This window comes from Staphylococcus sp. CoH_129_LAB_1 (genome assembly GCF_058191515.1).
Genome location: NZ_JBXWKZ010000003.1, coordinates 51,977 through 65,315 on the forward strand (window position 1 = coordinate 51,977; position 13,339 = coordinate 65,315).

Annotated in this window: 13 protein-coding genes; 12 read left to right on the top strand and 1 reads right to left on the bottom strand. The window is 30.6% G+C overall.

Annotated features, from left to right (window positions below; translation table 11 throughout):
* The first annotated feature begins 105 nt into the window (after positions 1–105).
* The 10 genes from AC2FB1_RS01850 (at position 106) to AC2FB1_RS01895 (ending at position 9,790) form a co-directional block, all read left to right on the top strand.
* Complete coding sequence (locus AC2FB1_RS01850) at positions 106–807, top strand: GTP pyrophosphokinase (RefSeq protein WP_490673576.1); 702 nt, start codon at positions 106–108, stop codon at positions 805–807.
* A gap of 123 nt (positions 808–930) precedes the next feature.
* Positions 931–1,806 (top strand): alpha/beta fold hydrolase, encoded by an 876-nt coding sequence (locus AC2FB1_RS01855; RefSeq protein WP_490673577.1) that lies wholly within the window; start codon positions 931–933, stop codon positions 1,804–1,806.
* Positions 1,807–1,897: 91 nt separating this feature from the next.
* Entirely contained in the window at positions 1,898–2,620 is a 723-nt protein-coding gene (locus tag AC2FB1_RS01860; protein WP_490673578.1) for a MerR family transcriptional regulator, read from the top strand.
* Positions 2,621–2,737: 117 nt separating this feature from the next.
* The gene (locus tag AC2FB1_RS01865; protein WP_490673579.1) at positions 2,738–3,418 is read left to right on the top strand and encodes a GntR family transcriptional regulator; all 681 of its coding nucleotides are present in this window, start codon (positions 2,738–2,740) and stop codon (positions 3,416–3,418) included.
* 22 nt (positions 3,419–3,440) lie between these two features.
* Positions 3,441–4,979 (top strand): gluconokinase, encoded by a 1,539-nt coding sequence (gntK, locus tag AC2FB1_RS01870; protein WP_490673581.1) that lies wholly within the window; start codon positions 3,441–3,443, stop codon positions 4,977–4,979.
* A 44-nt stretch (positions 4,980–5,023) separates the two neighbouring features.
* On the top strand, positions 5,024–6,379 hold the full coding sequence (locus AC2FB1_RS01875) for a gluconate:H+ symporter (protein WP_490673582.1): 1,356 nt from the start codon (positions 5,024–5,026) through the stop codon (positions 6,377–6,379).
* Between the two features lie 274 nt (positions 6,380–6,653).
* Positions 6,654–7,397, top strand: a complete 744-nt coding sequence (locus tag AC2FB1_RS01880; RefSeq protein ID WP_490673583.1) for an MrcB family domain-containing protein — start codon at positions 6,654–6,656, stop codon at positions 7,395–7,397.
* A 22-nt stretch (positions 7,398–7,419) separates the two neighbouring features.
* Entirely contained in the window at positions 7,420–7,887 is a 468-nt protein-coding gene (locus AC2FB1_RS01885) for a protein NO VEIN domain-containing protein (RefSeq protein ID WP_490673584.1), read from the top strand.
* A gap of 154 nt (positions 7,888–8,041) precedes the next feature.
* Positions 8,042–8,908, top strand: a complete 867-nt coding sequence (gene galU, locus AC2FB1_RS01890) for a UTP--glucose-1-phosphate uridylyltransferase GalU (RefSeq protein WP_490673585.1) — start codon at positions 8,042–8,044, stop codon at positions 8,906–8,908.
* 450 nt (positions 8,909–9,358) lie between these two features.
* Positions 9,359–9,790, top strand: coding sequence for a YtxH domain-containing protein (locus AC2FB1_RS01895; protein ID WP_490673586.1), 432 nt, complete (start codon positions 9,359–9,361; stop codon positions 9,788–9,790).
* Positions 9,791–9,848: 58 nt separating this feature from the next.
* Here the strand turns inward: AC2FB1_RS01895 and AC2FB1_RS01900 are convergent, their stop codons facing one another.
* A complete protein-coding gene (locus AC2FB1_RS01900) occupies positions 9,849–11,648 on the bottom strand; it encodes a DNA cytosine methyltransferase (protein ID WP_490673587.1) in 1,800 nt (599 codons plus the stop codon).
* Between the two features lie 114 nt (positions 11,649–11,762).
* On the opposite strand from AC2FB1_RS01900, the gene AC2FB1_RS01905 reads away from it, so the two are divergent.
* Positions 11,763–12,968 (top strand): HNH endonuclease, encoded by a 1,206-nt coding sequence (locus AC2FB1_RS01905; RefSeq protein WP_490673588.1) that lies wholly within the window; start codon positions 11,763–11,765, stop codon positions 12,966–12,968.
* A gap of 169 nt (positions 12,969–13,137) precedes the next feature.
* Positions 13,138–13,329: a hypothetical protein gene (locus AC2FB1_RS01910; protein WP_002448449.1), complete on the top strand. Its 192-nt coding sequence runs from the start codon at positions 13,138–13,140 to the stop codon at positions 13,327–13,329.
* Positions 13,330–13,339: the final 10 nt, after the last annotated feature.

Sequence of the window (13,339 nt, forward strand, 5' to 3'; positions counted from 1 at the left end):
CTAAATAACTCAGACTAAATGAGTAGAGTAAAGTCTAGGTTATCATTTTTAGTTCACTTAAGAGTTAGCTATAATATACAGTGATGATTAAAGGAGGCAACAAATATGTACGTAGAGAGAAAACCATCATTGTACATTGAAGATTTACGAAGTGAATTTAAAAAGAATCTTCATCAATTTAAAGATGGAGATGAAGCATTCGATAAACTAGTTGGTTTTGTAGAACTAGATCATCTATATTCTTCTGCATTAAAAGAGATTAGTACGAAATTAGATATTTTAGATGATAATTTTAATCATATTTATAAACACAATCCTATTCATCACATGGAACGTCGTGTTAAAGAAATGACGAGTTTAGTTAAAAAGTTACAACGTAAAGGTTTCAATGTAGATGCAAAAACAGCGAAAGCTAATATTTTAGATATTGCTGGTATTCGCGTGGTATGTAATTATCTTGAAGACATTTATGTCATTGAAAAGTTATTGCTTAAACAAGAAGATGTTAAATTACTTAAACGTAAAGATTATATTGAACATCCAAAAGAAAATGGTTATCGTAGTTTACACTTAGTCGTGACCATCCCAGTCTTTTTAGCCGATAGAGTGGAAGTTACACCAGTAGAAATTCAAATTCGAACAATAGGTATGGATATGTGGGCGAGTTTAGAACATAAAATCCGTTATAAAAATAATACCAATACAGAGGACTATAAAGATAAACTTAAAGAATGTGCAATCGAGATCTCAGATGTCGAAGCAAAAATGCAAACCATTCACTCAGAGATTCAAGATAAAGATAAATAGTTTAGTAATATAGCGAAACGATAGAAACGTATAGCTATTGTTTCGCTTTTTTATGTAAGATGAAATGATATATTTTTATGATAAAGCAAATTAATAGTAATATATGTATTTTGGAGTTTTAAGATGATGGAGCAGAATTTTAAGTCACAACGATATGAATTAAAACAATTTAAGGGTGAACACATTGAAATTGCATTTGCCGGAAATATGGATGCAGATAAAACCATCGTATTTATACATGGAGCAATGATGACATATCGCATTATGTTGTTGTTTGAACCTTATTTTAGAGAGAATAACCTTATTTTTGTTAACTGTCCGAGTAGAGGCAAAAGCTCTAACATTGTAAGAGAACAACATACGTTAGATGATTATTCTGAGCGTATCAATGATGTACTTTCACAAGTTATAGAAACATACGGTATTAAAAATTTAGTTATCATAGGTTATTCTATGGGAGGGATGATTGGCACACGCTTATTAAAATTTAATACTTTACCTATTTCACATCTGGTTTATTTAAACAGCGCCGCACGCATTACACCAAACCAAAGCATGTTGTCACGTTTATTTACTTCAAATAGTAAAAGAGATCATTTTAAAGATGAGATGATTGCTTTTAAAAATTTACCGCAATATATTTTAAAAAAATCTTTTTATAACAAAAATAACAGCATTCGTAACTTATTTTCATATATTGCACCAATTAAAACGATTATTACAGACATCATTTATTCTACAAACGCAGATTACCTTCCAGATATAGAGAAAATAGAGCAATTTCCTAAACTTTTATTTATTTCGGGAGAAGATGACGAAATCATTCCTTACACTGATTCACAAGAAACAATGAAAATGTATAAAAAATATGGCGGTGAAGTAAATGAAGTTATATATTCTGGTATCGGGCATATCGACTTTCCTGCTGTCTTGGATAATCTTCCTAATGGAACAATAGGTATTATTGACCACATTAAACAGTGGATTCAAGAAGAATAAGACGGACGGCAGACTGAATAAGCAAATGTTAAAATAATACTTGCTTATGACGTAGCGTCATTAGCTATGTTAACAGTAGGAGGTGAATGATATGTCACGTTATACGATTGGAGAATTAGCAAAACAGAGTAAAGTCACGATTCGAACACTACAATATTACGATCGAAAAGGATTACTTATAGCTCATCGACAAAAAGACTCTAATCGCAGATATTATACTGAGGAACATGTAAAGCAACTTGAACTGATTTTAGTATTAAAACAATTAGGATGTACGTTAGATGAAATAAAGACATTACTCGGTGAAGATACAAATATGAACACTCTTAAAACATTACTTTCATTGAGAAAAGATGAGTTGCATTCAAAAGTAGAGGTGTACAGTCATACATTAAATCAAATTGAAAAAGTCGAAACATACATTTCTGAGCAGTCAAGTGCGCCTATTAACCATCTTACTGACATTGATGTTGCTATGAAACAAGAATATAAAATAACACACTTTAGAAAAAAGATTTGGATAAGTGCTGGAATCTTAGGGATAATACAATATAGTAGTTTACTATTAAGCTTATTAAGACGTTCAACTAAGCCATTAGTAGTTATATTCCCCATCTTAATCACATATACCATTGTGCTTATAGCAATATATTTAAAAAAAGTGTCATATCTGTGTCCGAATTGTCAGCATACATTTAAACCTACATTAGGTGTCTTCATGAAGGCGAAACATACACCTAAAACAAGACAACTCACATGTCCCAACTGCCATCAAACATATTATTGTATCGAAGTATACCAAAACGAATCGTAATAAACGCCTGGCTTATAATGAGCTAGGTGTTTTAAATTACAAAAAAGTAAGCGCTTGCAAAATTAAAGTGAGTGTATTACTATACTTGTATACAAGTTAACGTATTGAGGTGAAAAGATGGAAGAACATTATCCGAAACAATGGAAAAACAGAATGACTACAGGGGAAAGTATCGCTGCGGAACTTAGGTTTCAGATTGTTAATAGTACACTTGAACCCGATACATTACTAACTGAAAATCAAGTGGCTAAACAATTCGATGTAAGTCGTTCTCCAGTTAGAGATGCATTTAAATTGCTACAAACGAATCAACTCATTCACCTCGAACGTATGGGTGCAAGGGTTCTTGAATTTGGTGAACAAGAAAAGAAAGAATTATATGATTTGAGATTAATGCTTGAATCCTTTGCATTTTCAAAGTTAAAGCATATTGATAGAAATAAAGTTATTAAAGAAATGAAAAAACATTTAGAAATGATGAAAGTCGCTGTTCAATTTGAAGATGCTGAATCATTTACGCAACATGATCTTCAATTTCATGAAGCATTGATTCACGCCTCTCGACATCATTATCTTCAAACATTTTGGAACCATTTGAAACCAATTGTAGAAGTACTTGTATTATGTTCAATGAGAGAGCGAATGAGAATAAATAAAGAAGATTTTGACAGAATACACCGTAATCATTCGGTATTTATAGAAGCGGTAGAACGTTATGATACTGATACTTTAAGAGAAGCGTTTCATCTAAACTTTGATGATGTAGGTAAAGATATTGAAAACTTTTGGTTACAATAAATAGAAGGAAGAAGGAATACGTATGAAATACATGATTGGAGTAGATATTGGAACAACAAGTACGAAGTCAGTACTTTATGATGAACATGGTCAATGTGTTACAAAGCATAATATTGGCTATCCTTTACATACGCCAAATGTTGATGTTTCAGAAGAAAATCCTGACGAATTATTCGATGCCGTATTAATGACAGTCAAACATGTGGTTCGCGAATCTGGAGTGCGCAAAGAAGATATTAAACTCATTTCTTTTAGTGCACAAATGCATAGCTTAATTGCACTAGATAGCCAACACGAGCGCTTAACTGAAAGTATCATTTGGGCAGATAATCGTGCGAATAAATATGCTGATTTGATTAATGAACAACATAACGGACATGATATTTATAAACGCACAGGTACACCTATTCATCCTATGTCACCACTCTCTAAAATCTTTTGGATGAAACATGAACAGCCAAATATTTATCAAAATACGGCAATGTTTGCGGATATTAAAACGTATATTTTCTATCAGCTTTATGGAGAATACGTGATAGATCACTCTATGGCTTCAGCGACAGGTATGTTTAACTTACAGCAGTTAGACTGGGATCAAGAAGCTCTTGAATTACTCGGTATTTCAAAATCTCAATTACCTCAACTTGTACCAACGACACATATTTTAAGAGGAATGAAAAAACGTTATGCCACATTGATGGGTATCGATGAACAGACACCAGTAGTCGTGGGCGCAAGTGATGGGGTGTTATCTAATTTAGGCGTTAATAGTTATAAAAAAGGGGAAGTTGCCGTCACAATTGGGACATCAGGTGCGATTCGCACAGTCATTGATAAACCTCGTACAGACTACAAAGGTCGTATTTTCTGTTATGTCTTAGATGAAGAGCATTATGTGATTGGTGGACCGGTTAATAATGGTGGCGTCATTCTTCGATGGTTAAGAGATGAATTGCTCGCCAGTGAAGTTGAAACAGCCAAACGTTTAGGAGTAGATCCTTATGATGTGCTTACCAAAATAGCAAGTCGTGTTAAGCCAGGTGCAGATGGTTTAATTTTCCATCCATATCTTGCAGGGGAACGTGCACCATTATGGAATGCGAATGCTCGCGGCTCATTCTTCGGCTTAACGTTATCACATCAAAAAGAACATATGATACGCGCCGCACTTGAAGGAGTCCTTTACAACCTTTATACCGTCTATTTAGCACTAATTGAAGTAATGAATGAAACACCAAATACGATTAAAGCAACAGGAGGTTTCGCGAAAAGTGAAGTATGGCGTCAAATGATGGCAGATATTTTTGATACGGATGTCATTGTGCCAGAAAGTTATGAAAGTTCTTGTTTAGGTGCATGCGTACTTGGTTTAAAAGCATTGGGAGACATTGAGGATTACTCAGTTATTGAAAATATGGTCGGTACGACACATGCACATCAACCAAATCAAGAAACAGTAAATATTTATCAACAACTTGTAACGATATTCATTAACTTAAGCCGTACACTTGAAGATCGCTATGCAGAAATTGCTGATTTTCAACGTAAACACATTGATTAATCGACGTATCTAAACAAATTAAACGCCAAAAGGGGAGAAGACAAATGGGAACAGTATGGACACTAGCAAGTGTAGTCATTGGAATCGCATTATTATTGACACTAATTATTTTCTTAAAACTCAACACATTTATTTCCTTAATTATTACATCTATTGTAACTGCTATCTTATTAGGTATGCCTTTGAATAAAGTAATGGAAACGATAGAAGCAGGTATGGGTGGCACACTAGGTCATATTGCACTTATCTTTGGATTAGGAGCAATCCTTGGTAAATTACTTGCAGATGGCGGGGGAGCCAACCGTATTGCAGATACACTGATTGATAAATTTGGACAAAAACATGTTCAATGGGCGATGCTGATTGCAGCTTTTATCGTTGGTATTGCATTATTCTTTGAAGTAGGACTAGTATTACTCATTCCACTTGTTTTTACAATTGCTAAACGTGCGAAAGTGTCACCACTGAAACTAGGATTACCCATGGTCACAGCATTATCTGTTACACATGGCTTTTTACCACCTCATCCTGGTCCAGTAGTCATAGCTAAAGAATTAAAAGCGAATATTGGACATGTGTTATTATATGGCATTATTATTGCCATTCCAGTGACGCTCATTGCAGGTCCAATCTTTAATAAATTTGCACAAAAACTTATCCCATCTGCTTATACACGTGAAGGGGATATTTCAGCACTTGGTTCACAAAAAGAATTTAAAGAATCAGAAATGCCAAGTTTTGGTTTAAGTATACTTACTGCAGTACTACCTGTTATTTTAATGTTATTATCAACAATTGTTCAATTAGTGACTGGACATGAAAATGCTAAAAATTTATTTGAACATATTGTTTACTTTATCGGTACAGCAGGTACAGCTATGTTAATTTCAGTCATCTTTGCTATTTTTTCAATGGGCTTACATAGAGGAAGAAAAATGGACGACATTATGAAATCTGTAACAAATGCTATTTATCCAATTGGGATGATGCTGTTAATTATTGGAGGTGGCGGTACATTTAAACAAGTATTGATTGACGGTGGTGTAGGTAATACGATTGCTAAACTATTTGAAGGTTCTACGATGTCACCAATCTTACTTGCATGGATTGTGGCTGCCGTGTTACGTATCGCGTTAGGTTCAGCAACGGTTGCAGCCATTTCTACTACAGGTATCGTGTTACCATTATTACAACATTCAGATGCGAATGTGGCACTTGTTGTACTTGCCATTGGTGCAGGTAGCGTTATCTTATCACATGTTAACGATGCTGGATTCTGGATGTTTAAAGAGTATTTCGGACTTACCGTTAAAGAAACATTCTTAACTTGGTCATTACTTGAAACCATCATTTCAGTATCGGGCATTATCTTTATCTTATTCATTAGTTTGTTTGTATAACTTACGTGTCTAATAGAAGACAAGTCAGCCAAGTAAAGAATTTAGTAATCATTAATAGATACAGTTTGTAATTGAATATATACTTTACCGAAAGGATCTCAAATTGAGATCCTTTTTCTTATCTTTGATTGTATATGTTTTTTCTTTTAAAAAAATTTTTTGTTAAGATTAAAGAGTTAGTATTAAAATATGTATTTTACAATTTTATTAAAATAATTTGCTTTTTTATTATTACATAAATATACCTCGAAAAAATAGATATAGGAGAATGTATATGAACGATAATTTAGCTTTAAAATTTAAAAAAATATTACAATTAAAAAAAGAGATATATGATCAAGGTATTAAATTTAAAAAAATGTGGGATAAAGGTAATATATACTTAGATTTAATTAACAATATTGAGCAAAATATAAACAATAATATTCTAGAAGATGAAAAATATGCTCATGCAAGTGTAGGACAGGGGAGATATAGTAACGTTCCATGGATAGCAATATACAACCCTGAAATCACAGAGGATACAAAAGATGGATATTATGTAGTAATCTTAATTCATCCTGAAGGAAAGGGTGTATATTTATCTTTAAATCAAGGGTGGATTAAAATAAAAAATAAGTATACTCGAAATTCAAATAATGCCAAAAGAGAAGCCTTAAAATTATCAAAAACTTTGAGTAATTATTTTAGTGATGGAGATTATAATAAAGGAGCTTTTGCGTATAGTGAAAATGATAATGAAAAAAATTACGGCAAATATGCTATAGGATATACATATGGATCTATTTTATATAAATATTATAAAATTGATGATTTGGAACAATATGATTTTTATAAAGAGATAAAAAAATTTATTGAATTATTTGATGAATTATCTGTTCATGTATCAAAGGAACAATATGACAACTTAATTAACGGTAAAAATCCGCTTTTAAAAGAAAAAAGTAAATTAAAAAATATTAAAAAAGTTGCCCCCCCCTACTTCGACATCTTATGTAAAAAAAGAACATCTTTCTAAAAAGTATATAAATAATGAGAAAATGGATAATTTAAACAAATTAAACAAGTCAATAGGAAATAAAGGAGAATATCTGGCTGTTAATTATTTTAATCAGTTAATAGACGAAGAAGTAGATGAAAATAAAAAAGATAAATTTAGAATTTTAATAAATAATGAAATGTCTCAAAACCATGGTTATGGATACGATTTAGTAGCATTTGATCCAAATAATTTAAGTGAACCGCACGAGAAATACATTGAAGTAAAAGCTACAACTTCAAAAAAAATAGATGAACCTTTCTATCTTTCTGTTAATGAATTAATAGCTATGTTTAAATATAAACATGAATATTTAATTATGCGATTTTATGATATTAACAGTAATGAGCCTAAAATGTATATCATTGATCCTTATGAAAATTATAGTCAATTTGATAATCCATTAGATCTTTTAGAGAAAGTCTTTGAACATGAATCTATTCAATTTAAGATATTTCATAAATATTAATAAAAAGTAATATTTTTGTAGTGCTTTAAAAAGATTTATTTATCTTATAAATAGTTAATAGTAAGCTTACGGTCAATCGCTATGAATGGTAATAAAAGAATGATAAACTTACTTATAATATAAAAGACAGAATACATAAAGGAGATATTCGAGTTTGAAACAGATAAAGAAAGCCATCATACCTGCGGCTGGTTTAGGGACACGTTTTTTACCAGCGACAAAAGCCATGCCTAAGGAAATGCTTCCTATTTTAGATAAGCCAACGATTCAATATATTGTTGAAGAAGCGGCACGTGCAGGCATTGAAGATATTATTATTGTGACAGGTAAACATAAACGTGCGATTGAAGATCACTTCGATAATCAAAAAGAACTAGAAATGGTTCTTGAAGAAAAAGGTAAAACAGAATTACTAGAAAAAGTACATTATTCTACAGATTTAGCGAATATCTTCTACGTACGCCAAAAAGAACAAAAAGGGTTAGGTCATGCGATTTATACTGCACGTCAATTCATTGGTGATGAACCATTTGCAGTATTATTAGGTGATGATATTGTGGAATCTGAAGAACCAGCGATTAAACAATTGATGAACGTCTATGAAGAGACAGGACATTCAGTCATTGGTGTGCAAGAAGTACCTGAACATGTGACACATCGCTATGGCATTATTGATCCATTAGAGAAACAAGGTCGCCGCTATGAAGTGAAACAATTTGTTGAAAAGCCTAAACAAGGTACAGCACCTTCTAATTTAGCGATTATGGGACGTTATATTTTAACACCAGAAATTTTTGATTATTTAAAAACACAAAAAGAAGGCGCCGGTAATGAAATTCAATTAACCGATGCCATTGAACGGATGAATGGTGACGTTCCAGTGTATGCGTATGACTTTGATGGTGACCGTTATGATGTTGGAGAAAAATTAGGATTCGTTAAAACGACAATTGAATATGCGTTAAAAGATCCTAAAATGAAAGATGAACTCGTCACGTTTATTAAAGATTTAGGGCTATAATAAAATAAAGTGCCTAAGACATTGAAGAATAAGTGGTGATTCTTCAATCTTCTTAGACACTTTAATCTCATCAAAACTAAAACTAAAAACAGGACACACCCCATTTTCCGCTAAGGTGTGCCCTACTCAGAGAAGAGATAAATTGTCGACAAACTCTTCTCCAAGCACAAATCCTCAACATCCCAGAAAATTTTTTTTCTGAGAATCTTTTCCTCAGCGTCTTAGGACTTCTCCTAAGACATTTTTATTATATAATATAAATTTTGAATATAATAGATGTTGCAATAGCAATATTTTGACTAATAATATCACTTTTTGGAAAATTATATTATATATTTAACCTATTTACAAATTGAATAAAAAAATTGTAAATATAAATTAGTAATATAGTGTGTAAATAGTATTTTATATGGGTAGATAGTTTGTATATATGATAAGGAGGAAATTATTATGGCTAAAAGTGCAGGTTTATTAAGAATCGTAGCAGGTATCGGTGCAGCAGCAGCTGCAGTAGCATTATCACGTGAAAGTAGCAGAAATAAATTAAAAGCTGAGTATAATAAATATAAAGAAAATCCAGAAGGCTATAAACAAAATGCGAAAGGACTAGTTAATGATATTAGTTCAAAAGCAAATGAAACAATTCAAAACGTAAAGAATGACCCACAAGGTTATGCAAATCGTTTAAAAAATGATCCTAAATCTTTATTACAAGATGAAAAATCTAAATTCACTAATGTGAATACTAAAAAAAATGATGCACATGAATTAGCAGAAGATAAATTCGATGATGAAGGTGGCACAACAGTTAATAATAATTTAAGAGTAGTCACTGAAGAAGATTTAAAAGATAATCATAATGCTTTAGACGAGCGTCAATAAAATAAAGAGAGCAGGATTTAGATTTTCTGCTCTCTTTATTTTTAATAATATAATTAAATTATAAGTTGAAAGATAAATTCTTATCCGAATTAATACGAGATAGAGCAAGATTAAAGTAATCTTCATCGATTTCAACACCTATAAATCTTCTATTTAATTCTAAAGCTGCTACTCCTGTTGTACCACTTCCCATAAATAAATCTAATATAGTGTCTCCAGGATTTGTATGTACACTTATAATATCTTTCATTAACTTTAGACTTTTTTGAGTTGGATGAAATGTTCTTTCTTTTCCAGAAACAACACCAGTTTTATAGTTAGCTCTTAAATAACTTACATCTGTTGGTTTATTAAAAATCCATTTACTTCCCTTTTTCACTGCCCATAGAGCAAATTCAGTATCTTGAACATATCTTCTGTTTATATTTCTAGGCATTGGATTAGATTTTTCCCACTTTATAATATCTTTAACAATTAGCCCATTATTTTCTAATTCGTCAACAAAATAACTAATATATCTATAAGAACAAAAAATAATGATTGAACCATTTTTAGAAAGTAATTTAGAATAAGGCTCAATCCAATTATATAAATCAAATTCTTTATCCCAATTGCCAAAGTCGACACCTTTTCTAGGATTTTTCATAGTCGAGAAATTATTACTTTTCGAGATATTATACGGCGGGTCCGTGATTATATGATCAACTAGTAATTGAGAACTTTCAATTTCACTAACGATATCATAGGCATTAGCGTTAAATAACTTATAATTTTCGTTTAAAATCCGAGTGTTTTTATTTATTTGCATATTTATACCTTCTCCTATTTTACGAGATAATAATGGTGGTACTGCATTACCTATTTGTTTACACACTTCAGTTTTCTTTCCTAAGAATTCGAAATTATCTGGGAAGCTTTGAATTCTTGCAGCTTCTCTAGGAGTAATTGCTCGATTTAAATATGGATGACTATTTCTTCCATTAGAAGGGGTATCAAATCTAGTATCAATAGTGGGGCTTACTTTATCCCACACTAATCTCCCCCATGTAGTTTTAAATTTTTGATTTCCAATCATTTCAGCAGGGAGATATTCTTTTCCACATTCAGGAGGTATTAAAGACAATTTTTTTAAAGCTAATTTGGAATGATTAGATGCTATATGATTATATAATATTTTACTATTTCTTCTTAATTTCTTTTGATAATTACTTTGAGAAGGATATATATATTCAGAATGATTAGTTCCTTCTCCAGACTCCAGATAACTTAAATCTGATATAGCATCTCTTACAGTAACAAATTCTTCTATATGAGAAGAAGGCAAAGAAAGTGTTTTATACTTATAAGCAATTATAAAAGCTCTTTGTCTATTTTGAGGAACTCCAAAATCTTTACTATTTAAAACACTGCAAGTCATAAAATAGCCAAGTGACTCTATACTATTTTGAATTTCAGTCATAAAATAACCATTAGCTGCTGTAATCATACTTTTAACATTTTCAATTATAAATAGATCAGGTTGAATATTTTTAACTATTTCAAGATATTCTAGAAAAAGAAAATTCCTTGGATCTTTAAGTCCCAATTTTTTACCTTTATTACTAAAACCTTGACAGGGTGGACCACCGATTATCATATTTACTTTTAAATCTTTGGCTAAGTTAACTATATTTTCTTTTATAGTTTCATCTAAAATATCTCCAACAATTGTTTTAGCATTTGGAAAATTATGAGCGAAAGTGTTGAGAGCATGAGAGTTATTATCTAAGGCAAGAACAGTTGTGAAATTGTCAATTGAATCTAAACCGCAAGAAAATCCACCTGCTCCTGAAAACAAATCTAAAATTCGAAAGTTCATATTCCAACTCCTTGAGGTATAAAAAAATCATCCCTCATATCATCTCATATTATATAATAACTTGCAATAATTTATTTTTTTTGTGTTACTATATATTTGAAAGGATGATTAAATATGAAAAAAATTAGTGAGATAAAAAAACTAAATTTAGAAAGTTTATTAACAATTTTTTTTAATGTTGTAGACTATGATAACGAAAAATATATTATTAAAAGTAGTTATAGATCTTCAACGCATGCCAAAAATTTATTAGATGAAGAATATTGTTTAATAAATAATGAACTAATGAATAACTATACAGAACTTCAATTTGAAAAAAAGCGTATTGGGACACACAAAGCTTATTTAAAGAATGATGAAAATATTGAGTTTATAGATTTAATGAAAAAAATATATGCTTTAATTCAACAAAAAAGATTTGATTATGAAGAAGAAGATTTTGATAGAAAAGTAATTAATTGTGCTTTTGCTTTACGCGGTAGTGTAGATTTAACTGCTGGATATATGGCTTTAGATATCTATGAGAGTCTTATAACAGAAGAATACGTAGATTTACTGATGAACTTACTTATTTCTACAAGTGCTGTTGATCAATTAAATTTAAATTTCAGAAAATTGCAAAAACAATATGTTGACGGTATTCACAAAAGAAATACTCAGATACGGATTAATTTAAGATGGTTTTATGTAAATTGTCTTAATGAATTAGGAAAATTCAATAAATATAAAGCAGAAATTTTAAGAGATTCAAAAAATAGAATAGAATTAATTAATTATACAAAGCATAATAGTAGTTTTTTAGAAAGAATGCTATTTTATAAAGAAAAGATAATTAACCCATCTTTTTCATTTGATAAACTCTCAAAAGAAGAATTAGACCAAAAAGTAAAAGAACTAAGAAAGGAGCTTGAGTTTAATGTTACTGAAGAATCAAATACAGAGAGAATTAGAAGAAATAAACAAATAGTAAATACAGCTAGTGTCATTTTACCTGATGAATGTGTTTCTTGTAAAGATTATTATAAGACTGCAGATAGAACATTTAAAAGAAGAAATTCTGAAAGGTATTATTTTGAACTGCATCATGTTATTTCTTTTGGTTCCAAGCAATCGGGTGATATTTTAGAAAATTTAGTGAAATTATGTCCAGCATGTCATAGAGCTTTAACACCTAATAGAGCCGATGAGAAATATCAAAAGCAAATAATAAAAGATATATTATACAATAGTAAAGAAGCAAATAATTATGTTGGCAACTTTGTTAAAAATCCTAATATTATGGAAGACAAAGTTAATTATGTGTATAGTAATTTAAAATAATGATTCCTTTAACATACTTATCACTTAAATTCAACTTACATGTGAATAAATGAACAAACGAATTTTCAAATTATTGAACTATTTGTGAAAACTATCACATACCTCTTTTAAAATATAAAAAAGCGTGTATGATAAGAATTGTAAGGAATAAGTAATTGGAGTGATACTAATGAGAAAAGTAATAGAAGGCGTTATTTTTTCTGAAGAAGGCAGCTACGATATTTATTTAAAAACAGGCGTAAACCAAGGATTAATTAGTGATATAAAAGATGGATATATGACAATTGATTCAATGTCTTATTTAGACGCAGAACGTTTATATTTCTATGGTCTCGAACGTAAAACACTAGTTACAAATTAAAATACAAAAT

Coding starts and splice junctions, on each gene's coding strand:
- AC2FB1_RS01865 (WP_490673579.1), top strand. CDS start 2,738: ATGGAAGAACATTATCCGAAACAATGGAAAAACAGAATGACTACAGGG.
- gntK (WP_490673581.1), top strand. CDS start 3,441: ATGAAATACATGATTGGAGTAGATATTGGAACAACAAGTACGAAGTCA.
- AC2FB1_RS01880 (WP_490673583.1), top strand. CDS start 6,654: ATGAACGATAATTTAGCTTTAAAATTTAAAAAAATATTACAATTAAAA.
- AC2FB1_RS01850 (WP_490673576.1), top strand. CDS start 106: ATGTACGTAGAGAGAAAACCATCATTGTACATTGAAGATTTACGAAGT.
- AC2FB1_RS01860 (WP_490673578.1), top strand. CDS start 1,898: ATGTCACGTTATACGATTGGAGAATTAGCAAAACAGAGTAAAGTCACG.
- AC2FB1_RS01910 (WP_002448449.1), top strand. CDS start 13,138: ATGAGAAAAGTAATAGAAGGCGTTATTTTTTCTGAAGAAGGCAGCTAC.
- AC2FB1_RS01895 (WP_490673586.1), top strand. CDS start 9,359: ATGGCTAAAAGTGCAGGTTTATTAAGAATCGTAGCAGGTATCGGTGCA.
- AC2FB1_RS01900 (WP_490673587.1), bottom strand. CDS start 11,648: ATGAACTTTCGAATTTTAGATTTGTTTTCAGGAGCAGGTGGATTTTCT.
- AC2FB1_RS01885 (WP_490673584.1), top strand. CDS start 7,420: ATGGATAATTTAAACAAATTAAACAAGTCAATAGGAAATAAAGGAGAA.
- AC2FB1_RS01905 (WP_490673588.1), top strand. CDS start 11,763: ATGAAAAAAATTAGTGAGATAAAAAAACTAAATTTAGAAAGTTTATTA.
- AC2FB1_RS01875 (WP_490673582.1), top strand. CDS start 5,024: ATGGGAACAGTATGGACACTAGCAAGTGTAGTCATTGGAATCGCATTA.
- AC2FB1_RS01855 (WP_490673577.1), top strand. CDS start 931: ATGATGGAGCAGAATTTTAAGTCACAACGATATGAATTAAAACAATTT.